At 58.8% G+C, this 21,211-nt stretch carries 23 protein-coding genes, 3 tRNA genes and 2 pseudogenes; 2 read left to right on the top strand and 26 right to left on the bottom strand.

Annotated elements, in window-relative coordinates; genetic code table 11:
- Positions 1-4: 4 nt before the first annotated feature.
- The 23 genes and pseudogenes from EBN1_RS16640 to EBN1_RS16530 all read right to left on the bottom strand — a co-directional run bounded on the left by EBN1_RS16640 (position 5) and on the right by EBN1_RS16530 (position 19,057).
- Entirely contained in the window at positions 5-1,048 is a 1,044-nt protein-coding gene (locus EBN1_RS16640; RefSeq protein WP_011239137.1) for a polysaccharide biosynthesis protein, read from the bottom strand.
- A gap of 27 nt (positions 1,049-1,075) precedes the next feature.
- A complete protein-coding gene (locus EBN1_RS16635) occupies positions 1,076-2,293 on the bottom strand; it encodes a glycosyltransferase (protein WP_041646531.1) in 1,218 nt (405 codons plus the stop codon).
- Complete coding sequence (locus EBN1_RS16630; protein ID WP_011239135.1) at positions 2,280-3,428, bottom strand: glycosyltransferase family 4 protein; 1,149 nt, start codon at positions 3,426-3,428, stop codon at positions 2,280-2,282. The genes EBN1_RS16635 and EBN1_RS16630 overlap by 14 nt, the downstream gene beginning before the upstream one ends.
- Entirely contained in the window at positions 3,353-4,705 is a 1,353-nt protein-coding gene (locus tag EBN1_RS16625; protein ID WP_157866638.1) for a hypothetical protein, read from the bottom strand. The genes EBN1_RS16630 and EBN1_RS16625 overlap by 76 nt, the downstream gene beginning before the upstream one ends.
- Complete coding sequence (locus EBN1_RS16620; protein WP_157866637.1) at positions 4,680-5,783, bottom strand: glycosyltransferase; 1,104 nt, start codon at positions 5,781-5,783, stop codon at positions 4,680-4,682. Before EBN1_RS16620 ends, EBN1_RS16625 begins: the two co-directional genes overlap by 26 nt.
- 83 nt (positions 5,784-5,866) lie before the next feature.
- On the bottom strand, positions 5,867-6,415 hold the full coding sequence (locus tag EBN1_RS16615) for an acyltransferase (protein ID WP_011239132.1): 549 nt from the start codon (positions 6,413-6,415) through the stop codon (positions 5,867-5,869).
- Positions 6,399-7,724, bottom strand: a complete 1,326-nt coding sequence (locus EBN1_RS16610) for an oligosaccharide flippase family protein (protein ID WP_011239131.1) — start codon at positions 7,722-7,724, stop codon at positions 6,399-6,401. Before EBN1_RS16610 ends, EBN1_RS16615 begins: the two co-directional genes overlap by 17 nt.
- On the bottom strand, positions 7,721-8,296 hold the full coding sequence (locus tag EBN1_RS16605; protein WP_011239130.1) for a CatB-related O-acetyltransferase: 576 nt from the start codon (positions 8,294-8,296) through the stop codon (positions 7,721-7,723). Before EBN1_RS16605 ends, EBN1_RS16610 begins: the two co-directional genes overlap by 4 nt.
- Before the next feature lie 59 nt (positions 8,297-8,355).
- Positions 8,356-9,387, bottom strand: a complete 1,032-nt coding sequence (locus EBN1_RS16600) for an NAD-dependent epimerase/dehydratase family protein (protein ID WP_011239129.1) — start codon at positions 9,385-9,387, stop codon at positions 8,356-8,358.
- A gap of 114 nt (positions 9,388-9,501) precedes the next feature.
- The gene (locus EBN1_RS16595; protein ID WP_011239128.1) at positions 9,502-9,804 is read right to left on the bottom strand and encodes an addiction module antidote protein; all 303 of its coding nucleotides are present in this window, start codon (positions 9,802-9,804) and stop codon (positions 9,502-9,504) included.
- Positions 9,805-9,807: 3 nt separating this feature from the next.
- Positions 9,808-10,080: pseudogene (locus EBN1_RS16590) on the bottom strand (type II toxin-antitoxin system RelE/ParE family toxin); the annotation flags it as partial.
- A 109-nt stretch (positions 10,081-10,189) separates the two neighbouring features.
- On the bottom strand, positions 10,190-11,467 hold the full coding sequence (gene tviB, locus EBN1_RS16585) for a Vi polysaccharide biosynthesis UDP-N-acetylglucosamine C-6 dehydrogenase TviB (protein ID WP_011239126.1): 1,278 nt from the start codon (positions 11,465-11,467) through the stop codon (positions 10,190-10,192).
- A gap of 346 nt (positions 11,468-11,813) precedes the next feature.
- On the bottom strand, positions 11,814-12,059 hold the full coding sequence (locus tag EBN1_RS16580; RefSeq protein WP_011239124.1) for a DUF6364 family protein: 246 nt from the start codon (positions 12,057-12,059) through the stop codon (positions 11,814-11,816).
- 45 nt (positions 12,060-12,104) lie between these two features.
- The gene (locus EBN1_RS16575; protein WP_041646528.1) at positions 12,105-12,338 is read right to left on the bottom strand and encodes a winged helix-turn-helix domain-containing protein; all 234 of its coding nucleotides are present in this window, start codon (positions 12,336-12,338) and stop codon (positions 12,105-12,107) included.
- 279 nt (positions 12,339-12,617) lie between these two features.
- Positions 12,618-12,863, bottom strand: a pseudogene (locus EBN1_RS16570) (type II toxin-antitoxin system RelE/ParE family toxin); the annotation flags it as partial.
- A gap of 132 nt (positions 12,864-12,995) precedes the next feature.
- On the bottom strand, positions 12,996-13,523 hold the full coding sequence (locus tag EBN1_RS16565) for an MBL fold metallo-hydrolase RNA specificity domain-containing protein (protein ID WP_041646527.1): 528 nt from the start codon (positions 13,521-13,523) through the stop codon (positions 12,996-12,998).
- Between the two features lie 59 nt (positions 13,524-13,582).
- A complete protein-coding gene (locus EBN1_RS16560) occupies positions 13,583-14,020 on the bottom strand; it encodes a hypothetical protein (protein WP_011239119.1) in 438 nt (145 codons plus the stop codon).
- Complete coding sequence (locus EBN1_RS16555; RefSeq protein ID WP_011239118.1) at positions 14,010-14,600, bottom strand: nucleotidyltransferase domain-containing protein; 591 nt, start codon at positions 14,598-14,600, stop codon at positions 14,010-14,012. The genes EBN1_RS16560 and EBN1_RS16555 overlap by 11 nt, the downstream gene beginning before the upstream one ends.
- Before the next feature lie 187 nt (positions 14,601-14,787).
- Positions 14,788-16,242, bottom strand: coding sequence for an MBL fold metallo-hydrolase RNA specificity domain-containing protein (locus tag EBN1_RS16550; protein ID WP_011239117.1), 1,455 nt, complete (start codon positions 16,240-16,242; stop codon positions 14,788-14,790).
- Between the two features lie 2 nt (positions 16,243-16,244).
- Complete coding sequence (locus tag EBN1_RS16545) at positions 16,245-17,645, bottom strand: RNA-binding domain-containing protein (protein ID WP_011239116.1); 1,401 nt, start codon at positions 17,643-17,645, stop codon at positions 16,245-16,247.
- A 41-nt stretch (positions 17,646-17,686) separates the two neighbouring features.
- Entirely contained in the window at positions 17,687-17,845 is a 159-nt protein-coding gene (locus EBN1_RS16540) for a hypothetical protein (RefSeq protein WP_157866636.1), read from the bottom strand.
- A 600-nt stretch (positions 17,846-18,445) separates the two neighbouring features.
- Positions 18,446-18,748, bottom strand: coding sequence for an addiction module antidote protein (locus tag EBN1_RS16535; RefSeq protein ID WP_041646526.1), 303 nt, complete (start codon positions 18,746-18,748; stop codon positions 18,446-18,448).
- Positions 18,749-18,757: 9 nt separating this feature from the next.
- Positions 18,758-19,057 carry a type II toxin-antitoxin system RelE/ParE family toxin gene (locus EBN1_RS16530; protein WP_241762754.1) on the bottom strand — a complete coding sequence of 100 codons (300 nt, stop codon included), beginning with the start codon at positions 19,055-19,057 and terminating at the stop codon, positions 18,758-18,760.
- Between the two features lie 268 nt (positions 19,058-19,325).
- Between EBN1_RS16530 and EBN1_RS16525 the strand changes: the two genes are divergently transcribed.
- A complete protein-coding gene (locus tag EBN1_RS16525; protein ID WP_157866635.1) occupies positions 19,326-20,180 on the top strand; it encodes a site-specific integrase in 855 nt (284 codons plus the stop codon).
- A gap of 67 nt (positions 20,181-20,247) precedes the next feature.
- On the opposite strand, the gene EBN1_RS16520 is transcribed toward EBN1_RS16525, so the two are convergent.
- From EBN1_RS16520 to EBN1_RS16510, 3 genes are all read right to left on the bottom strand, one after another.
- Positions 20,248-20,323: transfer RNA gene (locus tag EBN1_RS16520), tRNA-His, on the bottom strand.
- Between the two features lie 40 nt (positions 20,324-20,363).
- A tRNA-Arg gene (locus tag EBN1_RS16515) sits at positions 20,364-20,440 on the bottom strand.
- Positions 20,441-20,467: 27 nt separating this feature from the next.
- A tRNA-Pro gene (locus EBN1_RS16510) sits at positions 20,468-20,544 on the bottom strand.
- 181 nt (positions 20,545-20,725) lie between these two features.
- Here EBN1_RS16510 and dksA point away from each other — a divergent pair.
- Positions 20,726-21,151 carry an RNA polymerase-binding protein DksA gene (gene dksA / locus EBN1_RS16505; RefSeq protein ID WP_011239111.1) on the top strand — a complete coding sequence of 142 codons (426 nt, stop codon included), beginning with the start codon at positions 20,726-20,728 and terminating at the stop codon, positions 21,149-21,151.
- Positions 21,152-21,211 lie beyond the last annotated feature (60 nt).

Here is a 21,211-nt window from a genome sequence, read left to right as displayed (position 1 = left end):
CGGTTCAGTCCTGCGGATCGACGCGTTCGCCGCGCGCGATGCGCTGCATGAAGTCGAGCTTCAGCAGCAGCGTCTTCATGCCTTCCACGTCCAGCCGCGTCGTATTGTGCGAGTTGTACTCCTCGCCGTGCAGCGCCTGGGTGATGCGCTGTTCGCCCTCCTCGACGAACTTCGCATAGTTCAGGTCGCGCCCGTCGGGCGGCACGCGGAAGTAGTCGCCCCTGTCCTCGGCGCAGGCACGCTCTTCCCGGGTCAGCAGCGATTCGTAAAGCTTTTCGCCGTGGCGGCTGCCGATCACCGCGACCGGGTGATTCAGCTTGTCCATCAGCTCCAGGATCGCCCGCGTCAGCACCTCCACCGTCGCCGCCGGTGCCTTCTGCACGAAGATGTCACCGTTGTTGCCATGCTCGAAGGCGTACAGCACCAGGTCCACCGCATCGGCCAGCGTCATCATGAAGCGCGTCATCGACGGATCGGTAACCGTAATCTGCTTGCCTTCCAGCACCTGCTGCACGAACAGCGGAATCACCGACCCGCGCGACGCCATCACGTTGCCGTAGCGCGTGCCGCAGATCACCGTGCCCGTGCCTTCCAGATTGCGGCTGGCGGCGACCATCACCTTTTCCATCATCGCCTTGCTGATGCCCATGGCGTTGATCGGGTACACCGCCTTGTCGGTGCTCAGCACCACCACCCGCTTCACCCCAGCCGTGATCGCGGCGCCGAGGACGTTCTCGGTGCCCAACACGTTCGTGCGCACCGCCTGCATCGGGTGGAACTCGCACGACGGCACCTGCTTCAGCGCGGCGGCGTGGAACACGTAGTCTACGCCGCGCATTACGCCGGCCACGCTGCGCTCGTCGCGCACGTCGCCGATGTAGAACTTCAGCTTCGCGTTGTTGTAACGCTTGCGCATGTCGTCCTGCTTTTTTTCGTCGCGGCTGAAGATGCGGATTTCGGCGATACCAGTATTCAAAAAACGCTTAAGCACAGCGTTACCAAAGGAACCGGTGCCGCCCGTGATAAGGAGGATTTTTCCCGCAAACATTATTACTTCCTTATAAAAACATAAATTTTAGCGTAACGAACTTACATATTGAATAAATTGAACGATCTTGGAACCGACAGCCGCCTCTGAAGCCTCATTGTAGATAAATTTCTGACCATACAATCCCTGAAGATCACGCTGATCTGCCGGCATCCGAATCATGTCAAGCACCGCTCGACGAATGCCGAATGCCGATTCATCATCAATAAAATTGAAGTAAGGCTGATAATTTTCCGGAATGCTCACAATCCGGGTTGTCAAGATGGGGCGCCCGGTGGCGAGATATTCAATCAGTTTCGACGGAAAAGACATTGCTGCGAATGCCTCTTCAGTTGGACGGGGATTAATGAGTAGATCTGCCGCGTGAAGTTCGGGCTGAAGGACCTCGTTACCAACAAAGCCCCCGTACTCGATCCGCGAATCGCTAGCGGCAAGATCGCGAATTCGCGATTCCTGATCGCCGCGCCCGAATAGTTTAAGACGTACGGGAACGTCATCGATACCCAGAATCGCATCCAATAGTCGATCCACCCCGTACGCACGGTTCAAGCCGCCAGCGTAGACAATGGTGAATGTTCCAGTCGACTCAGCACAAAAGCGATTTACCGCGCCATCAGCTACAAGGGATGAATCAAGAATGCCCGGAAATACCAGAGCTGGTTTTGCTATGGCCAGACGCCGGACCAATTCCGGGGCAAGTGCAATGACAGCATCGGCGTGACGCAGCGCGCGGCTCACTAGCCAGACATCCAGGCGTTTGAGAGCGCGAGCGATTCGGCTGTCTGTGGCCAAGACCACACCTGGGGGGTCAGTAAGCACAACGGCGAGCTTACGTCCTGTTAGGCGTGCAAGGATCCCGAACAACAGGAACGGTGTATGGATCCCATGGACGAACAGCCAGTCGACGCGCTGACTTCGCAGGAGGCGCGGAAGGGTAAGCAAACATGCAGCGAAGCGCGTCAGATGTTTGAGCACCAGAAGGTTCACGAATCCGAGAAAGACCCCCTGCGTACCGCCGACATCGAAGCGTCCGCCCTGAAAGAAAACCCGTCGCGCAGTTGGATAGTTCTGTATCGGACACGCCGAAGCCAGCACCAACTTGCCGAAGCCGTGCTGCAAGGTGCGGGCGAGACTCCAGGCAAACTTGTGGGTCTGGACGGCGGGGCTCGGATCAAGCGCAAACAGCTTGCGTGCGACTGGATCCGGCACGGTAAAGCCGAGAAGAAGGATATTAGGCACGGCCATGATCGTCCTTCAGGATGCGCTCATACAGCCCTTGCCAATCCGAAACCATTCGCTCCACGGAATAATGCGCTCGGATATTTTCTCGAGCCTGCTGCGCCAACTCCATACAGAAATCGGGTTCCCGTAACAAGCGTGCGATCGCCGTGGCAAGTTCGATCGCGTTACCCGGTGGGACAAGAATGCCGCCCCCACGTGCAACGACTTCAGTGTTCCCGCCGACATCGGTCGCAATCGCCGGCAGGCCGTGGGCCATGGCCTCAATTAATGCGTTGGACAGATTTTCATGCAGTGAAGGAAACAGGAAAAGATCGCTGGCGGCGAGAAAACTGCCGACATCGTGCTGATGACCGACAAAACGCACAACGATGTTGGCGAGACCGGAAAACTGATTCCGAATGTGCTTCGACTCATCGCCACCGCCCACCACCAGCAGTGCAAGCCGGCACTCGGCGTCGAGAATGCGCAATGCGCTCGCCAGAGTGAGATAGCCCTTTTCCTCGGTGATGCGCGAGACGCAGACTGCCAGAGGAAGGTCGGCGGGGATTCCCCAGCGTGCGCGAAAATCCGGCTCTTCCGGGCGCGACAGGTTTGGAAGTTCGACGCCATTCGGTACGACACCGACCAGCTTGCCGATGAATGGACGTATGAAGCTACGCTGGGCGGCGAACTCGCAAACTGTCGCAACGTGCGTGGCCATGACCAGCGTCAATGGTTCAAGAATCGACTTGACAACCCAGTGTCGCAGCGGGTTTCCCGGGTGGCGAAGGTCACGTTGCGTGCCGTGGACGGAAACGAGAATTTTCGGAACACCGGCAAGCCGAGCTGCCAGTGCGGCGTGAAATCCTTCATTGCCGAGTCCACGCACATGTACGAGTTGGGGCTGCTGTTGCCGAAGCTCGCGTACGAAGCGCCGAATGAGGGCGACATTGAGCCCGCCCGCGGGCTCGGTCTGTCGGATCACGCCGTATGGTACGGAGGAATGCGCCAGCAAGCGCTCAAGGGCGACTATGGGTCCCCCGCTCGCCGGTTTTCCGAAACAGTGCTGAATAATCCGAGTGTTCATCTTCTGTTTGGAGAGCCGGTGTGAGTTAGCTTCCTGAAAATATTGATGGCGATGAGTGTAGCTACTGCCCAAAGCCCCTGACGTTGCATGAGAACCTGATTGTTTGCCGGCAGAAAAGCAATAAACGTCAATAATTGTCCGAGCATTGCAAACGATAGAATATCCCGTCGGGTTAGGCAATTAAGCCAAACGCGAGAAAAATAAAATCCAGCGACGAACATCAGGGCTACCGTTCCTGGAAATGTTACGTCTGATGCAAACCATGGGAAGGCCGTCGACCAATACATACCCGCAGGCCACCCTGTGATTGCCTCAGTACGAAAAGGGTAGGTCAATAAAAAATTTTGAGTGCCGCCAAAAAATTGATAACGATAAGATTCAAGTGCTTGTGATAGTCCCGCACCATAAGAAAATTCAAAATCCGTGCTCAGATTGTATGATAGGCCGAGGTAGCCGTGGCTCGGATATCCAATTATCGTGTATATCCCAAGCGCAGCATCCCGTCCAAAGATATGAGATATCCAAGTATTTGAGACATCTCCTGCCATAAGCGTTGTCGTCAGCCCAAACTCCTCGGCTCTCGATGATTGATTGAATGCCATGTAGGAAAACACCAGCGCTAGCAGAATCGCGCCTGCTCTTGCCAGTTTGATCTTTTGGCGCCTGTCGATTTTGAGGAGTTGCATTCCGGATAATATTAGGGCTCCAGCTAGTATATGGATAAATACATCACCGATGCCCTTTTGTGTTCCGATAAATAGAAAACTCAAGATATATATTATGATCGATGCGATCGATAAAGTACGTATATGTCTATTTAGGTAGCGCCAATAAACAACCAATGTTGGAATAAACGCAGCATAAAATACACTGAAAATAATAAGAAGCTGAGTTAGCCTATTAACTTCTCCCGTCGCAACGCGTCGTTCATAAACTTCAAATTTTGCGCTATAGGCTGCACCGGGATTTGAAATCGTATTCAATACTTGAGAAACGCTATTTCCGCCAAAATCAACGATTTGGTTAATTCCCCATGCTAATAAATACAACATACCAATAAGCAGCAATCGCTTTATGCGCGTCAATTGCTTTTGTGTGGGCTCTGTCGTGGCGAGATATTTATTTCTTTTTGTCGAGACACCAAACGCATATCCAATATAAAGAAATAAATATACGGAAATTACGTATAATGAAAGCATGGAGATGCTTTCTACTTTCTCTAGTAAATTACTACTCAGGAAAATAAAAAACGTACTAAAGAGGTACACTATGGAAATGCGAATTGGTAAAAACTGAGTTCGCCTTGGGATTGGTGAAAGCATTTTAGAAGACTCTACTGGCGAAAGCACTCATGGCTTCTGAGTGACTTCTTGGGGTGAAGTAAGTATTTGCAGATATTGATGCATGACGGTGCATCGAAGCTAATTCATTATCATTCATCGATGCGGCTCTGAGAATGCACTTTGAAAGGGCCAATGGTTCCAATGAATCAATGACTAGAGAATTTTGTCCGTGTGTCAAGTAGTCCGCCAAATTGCTGGACAGGTTGGCCATAACCGGGGTTCCTAGGCAGAGACTCTCTGCCACCTTTGAAGGGAACCCCGCTCGAGAGAACCTGAGATCTCGTCTAAGAAGAATCATGAAATCGCAAGATGCGACGACTTGCTTCGCGAAAACATTTTGGAGACGACCATAAAATTGGACGGACCCGGTCCGCGAAAGTATCGACAGGTCAACTGTGGGGTACGACGCAATAAATTCCTGCTCGGTAAGCCCGACAACATGTACGCAGAATTTGGCACCAGCATCACGCGCAAGTTGAAGCCCACAGAACAGGGTATCGAAGTCTTCCTTCTTTCCTGGGGAACCAACATAGCAAAGGTTCAGAATGTGATTGGAGGTCCGAAACTGTTCAGGGCGTGCAGAGGCGCCTGAAAACATGGGTGGAACCCGCAGAGTCCTGCAACCCTGGAGGTCGAAATGCTCTTCCAGATAGCGGCTGATGACAAAGATTCCGTCCGCCTTTCGAGCAAGATAGCGCATGCTATATTCATGGCAGATAGAAACTGGACCCAGAAACCCGCCGGGCAGGTGCCGAGGGTCATACCATTCGACGATATCGAGGAGAAGGCGGATATTCTGCTGACGACAATAACCTAGAAGACGAGAAAGGTATCCGAGGTGAGTACCATAAAGAATGACTGCATCCGGTTTGTATGGAAGTGATTCAAGCCAGCGAACCGTATTATCACCCAGGAACAATCCGCGCAGGCCTTTCGGGGCGGCAGAAAAAGTGCCAAAAGAGTATTCATCGACTCTGTTAACATCGATTCCATCTGGTAGGGGCTGATCGTTTGTGGCGCCTGTTTCGGTAATGCCCGGGCAGATGTGAACTTGATGTCCAGCGAGGATAAGAGCTTCTGCCATGCCACGCACCCTAAGAGAGTTTGCGCTGGAGGATGGGAATGAAAATGGTCCGACGTAGACTATCAGCATTTTAACTACGCTATTTATTTTGCGAACCAGCCACGGTCGCGGTAGATTTGTTTTATTACTTCAGCCTTTTGATTTCCCGGCAAGTGTCCGCATGCCAGCGACTTAGCTTTCATCTTGGCGAGATAGTCGTCGGTGCTGCAGATGAAGCGCGCAGGGATTCCCGCGTAGACTGAATTGTCCGGGATGCTCCGAGAAACGATTGATCCCGCGCCGACGATGCAGCGATTGCCAATACGAACGTTTGGCAAAATGATTGTACGGACACCAATATAAACGTCATTGCCAATGGAGATCGGCGCGGTCCACTCCAAGGTTGGCTCTTCCTTGCGCAGGATCAGGGTGCCGCCGTCGTGATTGATGAACTGTACGCCGGCGGTTATGTAGCAGTCGTTCCCAATGGAAATCATCCATGGTTCTGACCCAAACATTGCCCGCGACACGCCGTAAAAGCGCACGTTCTTGCCAACCCTGACCCCGAGTGAGCGCGCGAAGCCAATAGGGTCGCGCGCGGCGAAGACGCGATCGCGGAGCGAGCGAATGAGCGATTTAAGGAGTTGTAGCATGACTGTAGATCTTTGCAGCACTTGCAATGATTGCGGGAAGAATGAAGAGCAGGTACGCGAGCACGCTGACGACAGGTATAACCCAGACTTGCGCGAGAAGATTCAGGAGCAGGAATTTTCCAGCGACAGAGGTCACGAGGAAAACAGTCCATGCGGCAATCTGAATGGTCACCTTGCTTGCGCTATTCAGGAGCATGTTGAAGGGGGCGGCAATTGCCTGCAGCACAGAGAAAGCTGCCAGGGCGGCGACGATACCGGGAAGGTCTGGAAACTCCCTGCTCATCCATAGGGTTGCGATGATGTTTCCGAAGCCCACGAGGAAAATTCCGGCCGCAAACACGGCGCTTCCGCCAAGGATGCTCATTTTCCGGGTGGTCTTGTGGATCCAGGCGTAGTCCTTGCGGACCATGGCTTCGCCATTTGCAGCCCAGAGGGGCAAAAACAGGGTGGTCACGAGCAGGCCGAGAAGGGAGGCCAACTTGGCCGGCACGGCGTAATCCGTAACGGCCTTGGGGCCCAGTTGCTGAGCGATGATCAGGTTATCGGCATTCATCGCGACTGACGTAATAACCGACAGTGCGAGAAAGCGCGAGCCGAGTTTCAGCAGGTCTTTGGCGTAATGGGGCGAAAAGCTTGCCAGGCGCGGACGTAGACCGGGGTGCGTGCGGAAAAAAAATACCGAGGAGAGCAGCATCGCGAGCACCGGGGGGAGCGAGTAAGCGGCGATGACTTCCCAAGGGGAGAACGAGGCGCGAATGGCGAGCAGACACAGCAATACCGACAGGACGCTTGCGAGGATCTGCCACAGGTTGCTCAAGGCGCTTTTCTGACAGGCGAGCATGACGCGCTGAATGACCGACACCGGTATTGCGATCAAGAACGCGGCGAGACACACGACGAGGATGTTCAGCGACTCAGGATTGTGAAGGAAGCCGGCGCCGGTCTCCACACCGTAGTTCGCAGTGGCAGTAACGATCCCGAGTATCGCCAGCATCAACACTGCAATGAGCGCGAGGGCGGCATAGCCGCTCGCGATATAGGCGCGCATGGTGCTAAAGTCGCTGGCGCCATAGGCTCGCGAAAGTCGCGTCAGCAAACCGTTGCCGATGCCGAAGTCGACGAACATCGCCATGCTCGTAATAGAGACCGCAGTCATCCAGATGCCGAAATGTTCGTCCCCAAGGTAGCGGAGGAGTTCAGGCATCACAATGAAGGGTGCGAGGAGGGACGCGCAGCGACCAAGAAGTCCGCTTAGGACGCCGGTGACGATTCCGCGATTCCGGGTCCGTGGGGGTGCGGCGTGACTCATGAATTCGTGCGCATTGCCAGCAATCGCTCGTGCTCGGCGATTTCGTCTGCGGCCCAGCGCATACGGATGATTTTTGCCGGGTTGCCGCCTGCGATAGCATAGGGCGGGACGGATTTCGTAACGACGGCGCCCGCCGCGACGATGGCCCCTTTGCCGATGGTGACGCCAGCCAGGACGACGGCGCGTGTTCCGATCCAGACATCATTCTCGATCACTACGCCCGGGTCCTCGGAAGGCCGCTTTTCGTTGTCCCTGATGTCAATCATGTACCGGCCAATAATGTCGGTCCGATGGTTGCCGCCGCGAATGGTCACTTCGGGGCCGAACATGACGTTGTCGCCGATCACGATTTGCGAGCGGCTCGCGATCAGGATCGGCCGATAACCCAGGTTGACATTGTTTCCGATGGTGATGTTGTCGTACGAGTAGACCCCAAGTGGGTCGAACGAGAGATTGCGCCCGGACTGGTGGAAACGATGCCGATAAACCTTGGCGAGTACGGACTTGAGGGCCCCGGCAGAACGATCGATCAGTGTCGAGATTGCGATGCAGAAGCGTCTTATAGGTTGCATGTAGCCTGTGGTCCGTAATGCGCGTCTTTCAGGGGAGCCGGTCCGGTGATTCCGGTTGCTCAGCGCGGATCGATCAGGCCGATATACCAGGGCATTACTGCCTGGATGCCAGAGCGGATGTCGAATTGGGGCGCGTAGCCCAACAAGCGGTTCGCCTTGTCGATGTCCGCCTGGGAGTGACGCACATCGCCGGCGCGGAAATCCCGGTATTTCGGCGTACGGTCATAGTTGACGCCGTTCTGGCCGAGCGCCTCCTGCAGGTAGCCGTAGAGCTCATTGAGCGTCGTGCGACCGCTGACCGCGACATTGTAGATCTGGTCCCGTGCTGCGTCATCGACTGTGGTTGCTGCCAACAGGTTGGCCTGTACGGCGTTGTCGACAAAGCAAAAGTCGCGGCTCGTCTCGCCGTCGCCGTTGATGAAGACGTCTTCGCCCTGAATCATCGCCGTCGTCCATTTCGGGATCACAGCAGCGTAGGCGCCGTTGGGATCCTGTCGTTTGCCGAAGACATTGAAGTAACGCAGGCCAATCGTATTGAACCCGTAACAGCGCGCGAAAACATCCGCATACAGCTCATTCACGTACTTGGTAACGGCATAGGGTGAGAGCGGTTTGCCGATAAGGTCTTCGACTTTTGGAAGGCTTGGATGGTCGCCGTACGTGGAACTGCTGGCGGCGTAGGTAAAGCTCTTGACCTCCGCGTCGCGCGCGGCGACCAGCATGTTGAGGAAGCCGTCGATGTTGGTGGCGTTGCTGGTGATCGGGTCATCGAGGCTGCGCGGCACCGAACCGAGCGCGGCCTGATGCAGCACGTAGTCGACGCCTGCGCAGGCGCGGCGGCAGTCGTCCAGTTGGCGGATGTCGCCGCGGACGAATGCAAAGCGTGCCCATTGCTCGGCGGTGACCAGCGTTTGCACTTCGTCGAGGTTGCGCGCGTGGCCGGTGGCGAAGTTGTCGAGGCCCACCACGCGCTGGTCGAGCTTGAGCAGGGTTTCGAGCAGGTTCGAACCGATGAAACCGGCCACGCCGGTGACGAGCCAGGTCTTGGGGGCGTCGCGGAGGATGGATTGCAGGGCTTGGTAGGCGATCATTGGGCTGGTGGGGAGTACCGGGGTTTCACCGGCAAGGGGTTGAGGGTAGGAATGTTGTGTCGGCCTGCGAAACGCCGACGCTCCTTCAATGGGCGCTTGTATGGACGCTGGATCTTAGTTGGCGACCGTCGCCGTGAGCTTGACCCCCAGCGCTTTGCACACGCGCTGGACGGTTTCGAGGCGCGGGTGGGCATTCGGCCGAAGCGCCTTGTAAAGCGCTTCGCGCTTGATACCGGTGGCCTTGGCGATTTCGCTCATACCGCGCGCTTTGGCGATGTGACCGAGTGCAGCCGCAAGTTCGCCAGGCTCGCCGTCTTCGAGTACCTGGCGCAGGTATTCCGCAACATCGACATCGGTCTTCAGGTGCTCTGCCATGTCGAACTCGGGCAGGTCGCTGATTTTCACTGGTTTGCTCATGGCTTATCCGTCCTTTAACGTCGCCGCCAAGACTTTGGCGGAGGCGATGTCCGCTGCCTGGCTGCTCTTGTCACCGCCGCCCAGCATCACGATCAGCACTTCATCGCGCTGGATGTAATACATGCGCCAGCCGGGGCCAAAAAACTCGCGCATCTCGAAAACACCTTCGCCAACTGGAGCAACGTCGCCCAACAGTCCGCGCTGCGCCTTTTCGAGCCGGCGCAGCAACCGGAAGCGCGTGGGGCGGTCCCGTAAGCTGTTGAGCCAGCCGTCGAATTCAGGCGTGTGTTTTTACGCTGGGCATTTTACTTGTGTAATCGTTCGAGGACAATCAAGCCGGGAGGCGTAGTTCAGTGGATTGCAGGTTTCCCAGGCGGTCCGGGCATTACAGGCGCAGGTCGGCCGCCTGGCGCGGCAGCACGTACTTGAGGTCATACAGCACGTGTTCGGGCTTGCCGAGGGCGCGGATGCCCTGCGCGCTCATCGCCTTGAACTGGTCGTGGGCCACGGCCACCAGCACCGCGTCGTACTGGCCGGGGGTGGGCAGCTCGATCGGCGTGATGTCGTATTCGTGCCGCGCTTCATCGGCATCCACCCACGGGTCGAATACATCCACCCGGACGTTGTAGTCGGCGAGCTCCCGGACGATGTCGACGACGCGGGTGTTGCGCAGGTCGGGGCAGTTTTCCTTGAAGGCGAGGCCCATCACCAGCACGCGCGCGCCTTCGACCTGGATGCGGCGCTTGAGCATGGCTTTCACCAGCTGCGACACGACGTAGGCGCCCATGCCGTCGTTGAGCCGTCGCCCGGCGAGGATGATCTCCGGGTGGTAGCCGATCGCCTGCGCCTTGTGCGTGAGGTAGTACGGGTCGACACCGATGCAGTGGCCGCCGACCAGGCCGGGGCGGAACGGCAGGAAGTTCCACTTGGTGCCGGCGGCTTCGAGCACGGCTTCGGTGTCGATGCCGAGCTTGTTGAAAATGATCGCCAGCTCGTTGATGAGCGCGATGTTGAGGTCGCGCTGGGTGTTCTCGATGACCTTCGCGGCTTCGGCGACCTTGATGCTGGGGGCCTTGTGGGTGCCGGCGGTGATGATGCGGGCGTAGAGCGCATCGACGAGGTCGGCCACTTGGGGCGTGGAGCCGGAGGTGACCTTCTTGATCGTGCTGACGCGGTGTGCCTTGTCGCCGGGGTTGATGCGCTCGGGCGAATAGCCGGCGTAGAAGTCGTGGTTGAAGCGCAGGCCGGAGACGCGTTCGAGCACCGGCACGCACTCCTCCTCGGTGGCGCCGGGATAGACGGTGGACTCGAAAATGACGATGTCGCCGCGCTTGAGCACCTTGCCGATGGTCTCGCTGGCGCGGATCAGCGGCGTCAGGTCCGGCCGCTTGTGCTCGTCGATCGGCGTCGGCACGGTAACGATGAAGACGTTGCATTCGGCCAGGTCGGCCGGGTCGGCCGTGAACCGCAGGTATTCGGCGGCGGCGAGCTCGCGGGCGTCGACTTCGAGCGTGCGGTCGCGCCCGGCCTGCAGCTCGGCAATGCGCTCGGCGTGGATGTCGAAACCGGTGACGTGCTGCTTGCGGCCGAATTCGACGGCGAGCGGCAGACCGACGTAGCCGAGGCCGATGATGGCGAGGTTGATGTCCGAAAGAGTGTGCATGTCTCTGGATGGGCGGGTGTTGTGTCGCTGACGCGACTGGAAATCAGGCGGTTCTCGTTTTTGGCTTGTTTACTTGCTGTCTGTGCCCTTGCCTTCCCGCCCCGACAATTCCCGGATCGGCGGGAATGCCCTGGGGGGCGCGGCCCTGCGGCTTCTTCGAAGCATGGGGCGCGATGTTATCAACATAAACATGCCTTGCAAGCAAATATTTCACAGCAGACTGCAGGGACTTATCGGTACGGTATCTAAGGTAGTGTCATGAGCAGGGTTATGTACCGTAATAGCGGTACGACATCGGGGTCTGAATCTGAGGCGATGAGGACATTCACGTCCAGCAGCGCACGCATCAGATTCCTTCGGCGTCGCGCAGACGGTCGATGAGCTCGTTGGTCACGATGACGTCACGTGCCGGAAAGGGCTCGAAGCCGGGGACTGCGGGTGTCTGGCGGACAACGGTTTGCGGGGCAGCGGCACCGATCAGGGTTCGGCGAACGAGCTGGGAGATGACTTTGCCGACACTGGTGTGTTGCTGACGTGCGATTTCCTTGGCGGCGGCAAGGACGTCGCTTTCGATGTCGAGCGTAGTGCGCATGTTGATCTCCGTAGCGTGATGAGTAAGCATCATGATGCTAGCGCATCACGCATTACCGTGCTTGCCCGCCGATGACGTGCCCTCGTCCAGGATTTGCAGGAAAGCTTCGTAGGCAAAGACCCGGCCGCGTTGCTTGCCGGTGATCTCGCACACGATACCGAGCGCTTCCAGGCCGGCAAGCGCGCTGTTCACAGTGGGCACGCTCAGGCCGGTCTTGCTGGCCGCCTGCGCGGCGGTAAGGAATGGGTTTGCCTGCAGCCCCTCGTGCAGCCTGAGCATTGAGCTCGACCCCTCGGGCGATGCCGCGATGCGCTCGCGATCGCCCCTGAATAGGGTGGCGATGCGGATGGCGCTCTCGCAAGCGTTGTTTGCGGTTGGTTAAGCTGGCTTTATTAAGGTGTTTCGTTAGTTAAATTTTTGTCGATTATTTTATCAATCGTGAGTCAGTGAAGTCGGTGCCGCTTGTCCGGACCACTTATGCCAGGACCACGGTGGTACGTACTTCGACGTTGAGCTCGCGTTTGATGGCGGCGAAGATGGCCGAGATGTTGCTCATCGTCAGGCTCCTTTTTTCGGTTGGGCTTTGCGGCGTTTGTAGTCTTCCCACAAGGCCATTGCTTTGTCGATGTCGCGCTGCTGGCGTTTTTTGCTGCCACCGCCGAGCAGGACGATGATCTTGAGACCATCCTTGGCCAGATAGATGCGGTAGCCGGGGCCCCAGTCGATCTTGTACTCGCCAATGCCGCGAAACCACTCTACGCTGGACAAGTTGCCCTGCTCCATCCGCGCCGCCGCAACAGCAACATCAGCATGATCCCGGGCTTGGCCATCACGTCTTGCAGGAAGGCGTTGCTGGCGGCCTTTTTAAGCGGAGAGCGAGTTCTCGCTGTCGACCGTAGAAGCCCAGGGTTGCATATGCATTTGTTGTTTAACGGTTTAAGGTAAAAATTTTTTAGTTAAGTTGTTTTTGTGTCTAGTGCTATGTTTTTTTGATGAAAATATGCTCCAACTACTCCTGTTGCCAAGATGCGATCTTCGGCACTGCAGGAGCGGCGGAAGCCGCGATAGCGGTGTTGTTGGGCACCAGGACGCGGGTTGCGCCGGCTTCTTCGAGCTTTTTTTCAGGGCATGTTTGGCCTCGTCGTCGCCATGCACGATGCGGATCTCCGCAGGCATCTCCGGGATGCCGGCCACAAACCGCAGCAGATCCACCTGCCCCGCATGGGCGGAATAGCCGCCCACCTGGTGGATCTGCGCGCGGATGGCGTGGCGTTCGCCGTCGAGCATGACCCAGCCGCCGCGCGGACCAAAGGTGAGGATGTCGCGGCCCGGCGTGCCGGCGGCCTGGAAGATGCCGCAGTCGACGAGGACGCCCGCCTTCGCCCCGCCCGGGCCGTGCAGGCTGAGCTCGTGGCAGAAGCCGGTAACGCCGGTGACGGCGCCGTGGTGAGTGAGGGTGAGCATGGGGGCAGGTTGCTGGCTGAGGGTTGCGAAGTCTCGTGTGCTGAGCTGTGTGACGTTTATCAGGTGGTCGAAGCCAGTTTGGTTGCCGCTATTTGTTGGAGGCGAATGGCCTGCTCGATGCATTCGGAAAGCGCTTGGTCTGTGATCAATTCGCCGTCGTAGTCGCTCAGGTTTCGTTGTTTTCTGAGGCCATCCAGTACGCGTACAACTGCAAGGTCCACACCCAGGGTGTGCGCCAGACACTGGATGGTGACCTGGTGGTGCCCCGGTTTGCTGGTGGAGGTCCGGTAACCGTGCTTGAGCAATGCGGCGTCGGCGATGGCGCGGATGGCGGTGTAAGCGCAGTCGAACCGGGTTTCGGTACTGTTTTCGGTGCGCCGGGCGTCAGTCAGCCGGCTTTGGGCGGTGGCCAGCATCTTGTCCATCAAGGCCTGGGAAAAGGTCACCTTGTCCAGCTGCCCGATGCGGGCCAGATTGTCGAGCGCTTCAGAGGGCATGCGCGTCTCCAATCAGCATGATCCTGGGCTTGGCCATCACGTCTTGCAGGAAGGCGTTGCCGGCGGCCTTTTTGTCCTGCCATTCGCCGGGACTCATCACTTTGGGGTTGATCTCGCGGCCCAGTGCGGTTTGGGTTTCATAGGTGGCGTTGATGATGTCCGCAAACGTCGCATCTCCGATGACCATCAGGTCAATGTCGCTGTTGGCGTTTTCTGTGGCGCTGGCCATGGAGCCGAACACGAAGGCCGCATGGATCCTGTCTGCCAGTGGCACCAGGCTGAGCCGCAGGGCGTCGCCCATGCCGGTGGTTTTTCTGATCAGGGCCTGCAGTTCCGGGAACACCGGATGATCCGTATTCGCGCTGAACCGGGTTTGGTTGCCGATGCGTTGGCTGTGCAGCAAACCGGCATGGCACAGCGCGTCGAGCTCCTTCTTGAGGGTGCCCGGGGCGGCGCCAATCATCCTGGCCAGTTCTCGCAAATGAATCTGCTGGTCTGGCCTCATGATCAGAAGGCCCAGCACTTTGCGCCGATACTGGTTCGGGAAGAGCAGATCAGAGACGGAGGGTTGTGTTTTCAATTTAGAAACAAACGTTGCTTACTAGAAAACAATTTTGATCAAAAAGCGGAGAGCGAGTTCTCGCTGTCGACCGTAGAAGCCCCAGGGTTGCATATGCATTTGTTGTTTAACGGTTTAAGGTAAAAGTTTTTAAGTTAAGTTGTTTTTGTGTCTAGTGCTATGTTTTTTTGATGAAAATATGCTCCAACTACTCCTGTTGCCAAGATGCGATCATCGGCACTGCAGGAGCGGCGGAAGCCGCGATAGCGGTGCTGTTGGGCACCAGGACGCAGGTTGCGCCGGCCTCTTCGAGCTTCTTTTTCAATGCCGCCTTGGCCTCGTCGTCGCCATGCACGATGCGAATTTCCGCAGGCATCTCCGGGATGCCGGCCACAAACCGCAACAGATCCGCCTGCCCCGCATGGGCGGAATAGCCGCCCACCTGGTGGATCTGCGCGCGGATCGGGTGGCGTTCGCCGTCGAGCATGACCCAGCCGCCGCGCGGACCAAAGGTGAGGATGTCGCGGCCCGGCGTGCCGGCGGCCTGGTAGCCGACGAAGAGCACGTCGTTGCGCGCGTCGCCGAGCATGGCCTTGAGGTAGTTCACCACCCTGCCCCCGGCGCACATCCCCGAGCCGGCGATGACGACACAGGGGTGGCCGGTGCGGGTGAGGTAGTCGACCGCTTTCAGGTGGTCTTCGTGGCGGTCGAGGACGAGCAGCTGGTCGAACGACAGCGGGTGGCGGCCCTGGCGGACGCGGGCGGTGGCCTCTTCGTCCCAGTACGGCTTGAGGTTACGGTAGAGACGCGTGAATTCGGCCGCGAGCGGCGAATCGACGACGATGTCGAGCTCTTTCCAGCGCGGGTCGTCGCCGGCTTCGAAGATGATGCCTTCGATTTCGTAGAGCAGTTCCTGCGTGCGGCCGATCGCGAAGGCCGGGATCAGCACGGTGCCGCCGTCGGCCAGCGCGTGTTCGAGCACGGCCTGGAGGCGGTGGCGGCGGGTGGCGCGGTCTTCGTGGTTGCGGTCGCCGTAAGTGGCTTCGATGACTAGGCGGTCGGCGCGCTCGGGCGGGCGTGGTTCGGGCAGCAGCGGCGAATCCGGCGCGCCGAGGTCGCCGGAAAAGACGATGCGTTCGCGTTCGGCAACGGTGGTGGCGTCGCACTCGACGTAGGCCGAGCCGAGGATGTGGCCGGCGCGCTGCAGGCGGATCGCGAGCCGGCCGGCGCCGTCGTTGAACACGGTGTGCCACTGGCCGAAAGGCACCGGCACGATGCGGGCGCGGATGCGGTCGAGCACGCGCTCGATGAGGCGGGTGTCGCGGGTGAAGCCGATCTTGAGCGCGTCTTCGAGGATCTCGGGCAGCATCAGCGCCGAAGGCGGCGAGCACAGGATCGGCCCGTCGAAGCCGGCCGCGAGCAGATGCGGGATGCGGCCGACGTGGTCGATATGGACGTGCGTGACGATGAGCGCGCGGATGTGCGCAAGCGGGAAGTCGACGGCCAGTTCATCGGCGTTGCTGCGCCCGGCCGCTTCGCTGCCCTGGAAAATGCCGCAGTCGACGAGCATCCCCCCTTTTGCTCCGCCGGGGCCGTGCAGGGTGAGTTCGTGGCAGGAGCCGGTGACGCCGGTGACGGCGCCGTGGTGAGTGAGGGTGAGCATGGTCAGCGGGGGTTTGCGCCGTGATCGGGTCGGTGAGCCCCGAGGCGGTATTGCTGCAAGCGACTCTGGGGTTTGCCGGGAATGGTCAGCTCGATACGGCCGGCCGCCAGCAGCGATCGAATGATCTTGTTGAGCTGTCCGGATACCGCTTTCTGCCCCAAGGCCATGGAGATGTCCTTTTTGCTCATTGGTCGCTCAGCCAGGAGCTGCAGCACGTGGTCCACCAGCAGCTGAACCGACTCTGGCTGTGACTCTGGCTGTGACTCTGGCTGTGAAACAAGTCGCGTGAAGGTCACCGAGAAGCCGCCGCTGATCTCTTCGAGGTCGAGCCTGATATCCGGATAGTCACGCAGCGCGTCGCGGATACGGATGAAACCACTGCCGTATTTCTCGATTGCGGTCGTGAGGTAGAAGCCTTCGGCAACGAGCTTGTTGCGCAGCCGGGAGCGGTAGTTGTCGTGCTGGAGTTCGTCGAGTTGCAGACCGGCGTACAGGCGCCCCGGGCTGAAGATGCTGATGCGGTCGTCGAAGATCTTGACCTGGATGTCGGAGCCGTCCTTGTAGTCGCGGTGCACCACGGCGTTGAGCAGGGCTTCGCGCAGCGCGGGGAGCGGGTAGGCGAAGCGTTCCTTGCGGTGGATGCTGCCGTCGAATTCGAAGGCCACGCTGACGTAGGACACGATGAAGCGCATTGCCTGTTCGACCGCTTCGAACAACGTATCCGTGATCTGGCGATCGTCGATGATCATTGTGGGGGTCTTGAATCGCCCCAGGTGAATGTGGTGCCGCAACGGCTCTTTGGCGAAGAGGAGCATCGCTGCCCAAGTGGGCTGGCCGTGCGTGATGTAGTGGAGCTTTTCCAGCGCGGACATCGGGTCGGCATTGCCGAGCCAGAAACGGCCGCCGGCATTCACCTGCTGCACGAACTGCTCGATCTTCTGTGGCGACAGGTCCGCCAGAGTGGCCTGGTGCGCAGGGTAGGCGTCCCACGACACCTGCAGCGACTGCATGTAGAGGTCGCTGATCTCGCCGGGGTTGAGCGCCTGGTTGGAACTAGCCACGCGCTTGTAGTAGCGGCCTTTGGTACTGACGGGCTTGACCGGGAATTCGGCGATCTCGATGGCGACGATGGTCCTGCCGTCGATGGTGTGCGCGCTCAGATCCGGGATGATCGACGGGCTGGTGGCGGACTTGATCTGGCCGAGCCACTCGTTGAGCGTTTCCTTGCCAAGGGTAACACCCTGCACGCCCCCGTTGTCGCTCATGCCGACCAGCACCGTGCCGCCCTGCGCATTGGCGAAGGCCACCAGCGACTCGATGGCGGCTTTGTCGAACGTGGATTTGAACTCCAGCGTCAGCGACTCGCCTGCGGCGATGAGGGTGGAAAGGGGCGGGGGCGGCATGGGTTAGGGCGTGGTCAGAGCATGTCTATTGCGGAGCAAAATTAGGGTTTGAGCCTGATTTTCTGCACCTTGTCGGTCACGTCGCCGAGATTGCCGCGGAAGCGGTCAGCGGCGATGACGGCGAGGTTGATGTCCGAAGGGATGTGCATGTCTTTGGGTGGCGCGGGGGTCGTGTCGCTGGCGCGGCTGGAATCAGACATTTCTCGTTTTTCGCTTGTTTGCTTGCTGTCTGCTCCCCTCCCTCACCGTGCCGACAAGTTTCGGATCGGCGGAGATGTCCCCGGAGGGCGCGGCCCTGCGGCTTATTCGAAGCATGGGGCGCGATGTTATCAACATAAACATGCCTTGCAAGCAAATAATTCACGGCAGAGCGCAGGTACTGTCGGTAAGGCATCTAAGGTAGTGTCACGATGCCCAGCCGCGCTCGATTTCACGCGCAAGCCACTGGCTTGCACGTACGTGGTGCACGTGGCTGCCGTCGAGCAGGGCAATGAGGACATTCACGTCCAGCAGCGCACGCATCAGATTCCCTCGGCGTCGCGCAGACGGTCGATGAGCTCGTTTGTCACGATGACGTCATGTGCCGGAAAGGGTTCGAAGCCGGGGACTGCGGGTGTCTGCCGGACAACGGTTTGCGGCGCAGCGGCACCGATCAGGGTTTGGCGAACGAGCTGGGAGATGACTTTGCCGACACTGGTGTGTTGCTGGCGTGCGATTTCCTTGGCGGCGGCAAGGACGTCGCTTTTCCTGATGCAGCGAATACGGACCGTCGCGCGGAATTCGCCTCTCGCGCGCCCCGATCACACCGGCGCGTGGCGCGGTGCCGCGTGCAGTTGCAGGCCCAACGCGCGTGTCACCTTGAGGATGGTGGCAAAGCTCGGATTGCCCTCGCCCGAAAGGGCCTTGTACAGGCTCTCCCGCCCCAGACCGGTGTCCTTGGCCAGTTGGGTCATGCCTTTGGCGCGGGCAATATCGCCCAGTGCCTTCGCGATAAAGGCTGCATCGTCCCCGGCTTCTTCCAGACAAGCCTCGAGGTAGAGCGCCATCTCCTCCTCGGTCTTGAGGTGCTCTGCCGTGTCCCATTTGCGCAATTTGAGTGCCATCGCTTTCTCCTACAGTTCCCGGGCCAGCTTCAAGGCGGTCTTGATGTCCTTGGCCTGGGAGGACTTGTCGCCGCCCGCCAGCAGGATCACCACTTCCAGGCCGCGCTGCGTGAAATACAGGCGGTAGCCCGGCCCGTAATGGATCCGCATCTCCGAAACCCCCTCGCCCACCGGTTCGCAGTCGCCGAAGTTGCCCAACTCTGCCCGACCGATTCGCATCTTGATGCGGGCTGCCGCCTGCGGGTCGCGGAGCTCGGCAAACCAGGCATCGAAGAATTCGGTGGTGAGCACAGTCTTCATGCCGTTCATTGTAAATTTTGGGATACATACAGGCAAGTGCACCCGACGGCTGCCTTTGGCACCAAGCTGGAAAACTGTACCGACGCGAGGCGTCAATCGACGGCAGCGATGGATCCGCCGCCTTCGCCGGCAATACGGACGGTCAGATGGTCGATGTCCGACAACCGGCGGATCAACCTCGGCCACAACCTGAAGGACGCGAGGCGCAAGCTTCTCGAACTGGACGGCGAGGCACGGCCGGCCGGCCGGCACCATTGGCGACCACCTCGACGAGCTGATGAAGGAGCGTAAGCGCCTCATGGAGCGCGGGAAGCTCTCGCCTGAGACGATCGACAGCAACGAGCTAGAGCTCGTCGCGCTGAAGCAGGCGTTCGGCAAGATGGCGCCCGAAGCCGTCCGCCCGAAGCACATCTGGGACTACTTGCACCTTTATCGCGGCGCTGAGGCGCCAGTTCGGGCCAATCGCGAGATCGCGCTGCTCTCCCGCATGTTCTCGCGCCTGGTCAATGCCGGCGCGCTCGACCTGAACCCCTGCACCGGCGTCGAGCGCAACGAAGAGAACGCGCGCGACCGCCTCGTGAGCGACGCCGAGTTCGACGCCTTCCTCACCTTCTGCCGCGCGAACGGACACCTCGACGAAGACAGCCCCGCAAAGCGGACCAGCGACGCCGGCCGCCGCCTCGCCCTCGCCGCCCATGTCGCATACCTTACGGGGAAGGCACTCGGTCAGGTACTGAAAATCAGCCGCACGCAGATCAAGGACGACGGGATCGAATTCGGCAAGCGCAAGCGCGGCGCCCGCACCTTGGTCGAATGGACCACCGAACTGCAGGCCGCGGTCGACGAGTGCCTTGCCCTTCCGTCGAAGATCACGAGCACCTACCTGATCTTCAGCGGCGACGGCCAGCCCTACACCGCAACCGGCTTCAAGTCGATGTGGCAGCGGATGATGAACGCGTGGGAAGAAGCCGGCAACGAACGATTTACCTTCCACGACCTCCGCGCGAAGACCGTCACAGACACGACCGAAGCCGGGCGCAAAGCGAGCGATTTGACCGGCCATCGCACCGAGGCGGTCGTGAGCAAGGTCTATGACAGAAGGCGTATAAGGAAAGCGCCGGCGGCCCGCTGATCTTACAAACTTCGTAAGAAGCGACACCGCCGGCGTCAAGGTATAGCTCGTAAGCTATTGAATTACTTGGGGCGACATACCGGGATCGAACCGGTGACAACTGGAGCCACAATCCAGTGCTCTACCAACTGAGCTAATGCCGCCACTTTCGCGGTTGCAGAAACTCTGCAACCAAAAACCATTTGGCCTGCCCGACAGGGATCGAACCTGTAACCCCCGGCTTAGAAGGCCGGTGCTCTATCCAATTGAGCTACGGGCAGAAATCCCGCGGGCATTTCGGGGTTAGCTGGTCGGGGTGGAGGGATTCGAACCCCCGACATCTTGCTCCCAAAGCAAGCGCGCTACCGGACTGCGCTACACCCCGAGAGCCGCGAATAATACACACCTGGTCGGCGTACGTCAAACATGTTTCTTCGGTCGTGAAGTGTTTGTTGAGGCGCGCTTCGCGAGCGGACCGGATTGCTCGAAACGGGAGCTTGCTTGCTCGTTACAGAAGATTCTGCTATTAGTTCGCTTCCTTCAATTATCAACCGGAAGTCGAAGTCATGCCAGACGACACCCTGCAAAAGCAATTCCCGCCCTATGTCCCCGTCGAAGGCGAGGAGTACATGAGCGAGAAGCAGCTGGCTCACTTCCGCGGCATGCTCGAAACGGTCAAGCAGGAGCTGGTCGGGGATATCGAACGCACGGTGCACACGATGCAGGACGAAGCCACGGTGTTTGCCGACCCCAATGACCGTGCGAGCCAGGAATCCGATATTGCGCTCGAGTTGCGCAACCGGGATCGTGAGCGGAAATTGATCAAGAAGATCGACGAAGCGCTGGGCCGGATCAACGCAGGTGAATATGGCTATTGCGACAGCTGTGGCGTCGAAATCGGACTGAAGCGCCTGGAGGCGCGCCCGACCGCGACGATGTGCATCGACTGCAAGACGCTGGAAGAAATGCGCGAACGGCAGGTGGCGAAGTAAACCGGCTCGCACTCGCCGCTGGAGGGAACCGGCACATGAAAAAGGGACGCCGTGGCGTCC

The sequence above is a fragment of the Aromatoleum aromaticum EbN1 genome (genome assembly GCF_000025965.1).
Classification (GTDB): domain Bacteria; phylum Pseudomonadota; class Gammaproteobacteria; order Burkholderiales; family Rhodocyclaceae; genus Aromatoleum; species Aromatoleum aromaticum.
The sequence above is the reverse complement of the archived record's forward strand: the minus strand, read 5'-3'. Positions and strand labels throughout refer to the sequence as shown.

Bases quoted from the DNA above. Each gene is read 5' to 3' on its own strand.
- EBN1_RS16640 (WP_011239137.1), bottom strand. From the start codon at position 1,048: ATGTTTGCGGGAAAAATCCTCCTTATCACGGGCGGCACCGGTTCCTTT.
- EBN1_RS16635 (WP_041646531.1), bottom strand. From the start codon at position 2,293: ATGGCCGTGCCTAATATCCTTCTTCTCGGCTTTACCGTGCCGGATCCA.
- EBN1_RS16620 (WP_157866637.1), bottom strand. From the start codon at position 5,783: ATGGCAGAAGCTCTTATCCTCGCTGGACATCAAGTTCACATCTGCCCG.
- EBN1_RS16615 (WP_011239132.1), bottom strand. From the start codon at position 6,415: ATGCTACAACTCCTTAAATCGCTCATTCGCTCGCTCCGCGATCGCGTC.
- EBN1_RS16610 (WP_011239131.1), bottom strand. From the start codon at position 7,724: ATGAGTCACGCCGCACCCCCACGGACCCGGAATCGCGGAATCGTCACC.
- EBN1_RS16605 (WP_011239130.1), bottom strand. From the start codon at position 8,296: ATGCAACCTATAAGACGCTTCTGCATCGCAATCTCGACACTGATCGAT.
- EBN1_RS16600 (WP_011239129.1), bottom strand. From the start codon at position 9,387: ATGATCGCCTACCAAGCCCTGCAATCCATCCTCCGCGACGCCCCCAAG.
- EBN1_RS16595 (WP_011239128.1), bottom strand. From the start codon at position 9,804: ATGAGCAAACCAGTGAAAATCAGCGACCTGCCCGAGTTCGACATGGCA.
- tviB (WP_011239126.1), bottom strand. From the start codon at position 11,467: ATGCACACTCTTTCGGACATCAACCTCGCCATCATCGGCCTCGGCTAC.
- EBN1_RS16580 (WP_011239124.1), bottom strand. From the start codon at position 12,059: ATGCGCACTACGCTCGACATCGAAAGCGACGTCCTTGCCGCCGCCAAG.
- EBN1_RS16575 (WP_041646528.1), bottom strand. From the start codon at position 12,338: ATGCTCAGGCTGCACGAGGGGCTGCAGGCAAACCCATTCCTTACCGCC.
- EBN1_RS16565 (WP_041646527.1), bottom strand. From the start codon at position 13,523: ATGCTCACCCTCACTCACCACGGCGCCGTCACCGGCGTTACCGGCTTC.
- EBN1_RS16560 (WP_011239119.1), bottom strand. From the start codon at position 14,020: ATGCCCTCTGAAGCGCTCGACAATCTGGCCCGCATCGGGCAGCTGGAC.
- EBN1_RS16550 (WP_011239117.1), bottom strand. From the start codon at position 16,242: ATGCTCACCCTCACTCACCACGGCGCCGTCACCGGCGTCACCGGCTCC.
- EBN1_RS16545 (WP_011239116.1), bottom strand. From the start codon at position 17,645: ATGCCGCCCCCGCCCCTTTCCACCCTCATCGCCGCAGGCGAGTCGCTG.
- EBN1_RS16540 (WP_157866636.1), bottom strand. From the start codon at position 17,845: ATGTCTGATTCCAGCCGCGCCAGCGACACGACCCCCGCGCCACCCAAA.
- EBN1_RS16535 (WP_041646526.1), bottom strand. From the start codon at position 18,748: ATGGCACTCAAATTGCGCAAATGGGACACGGCAGAGCACCTCAAGACC.
- EBN1_RS16530 (WP_241762754.1), bottom strand. From the start codon at position 19,057: ATGAACGGCATGAAGACTGTGCTCACCACCGAATTCTTCGATGCCTGG.
- EBN1_RS16525 (WP_157866635.1), top strand. From the start codon at position 19,326: ATGAAGGAGCGTAAGCGCCTCATGGAGCGCGGGAAGCTCTCGCCTGAG.
- dksA (WP_011239111.1), top strand. From the start codon at position 20,726: ATGCCAGACGACACCCTGCAAAAGCAATTCCCGCCCTATGTCCCCGTC.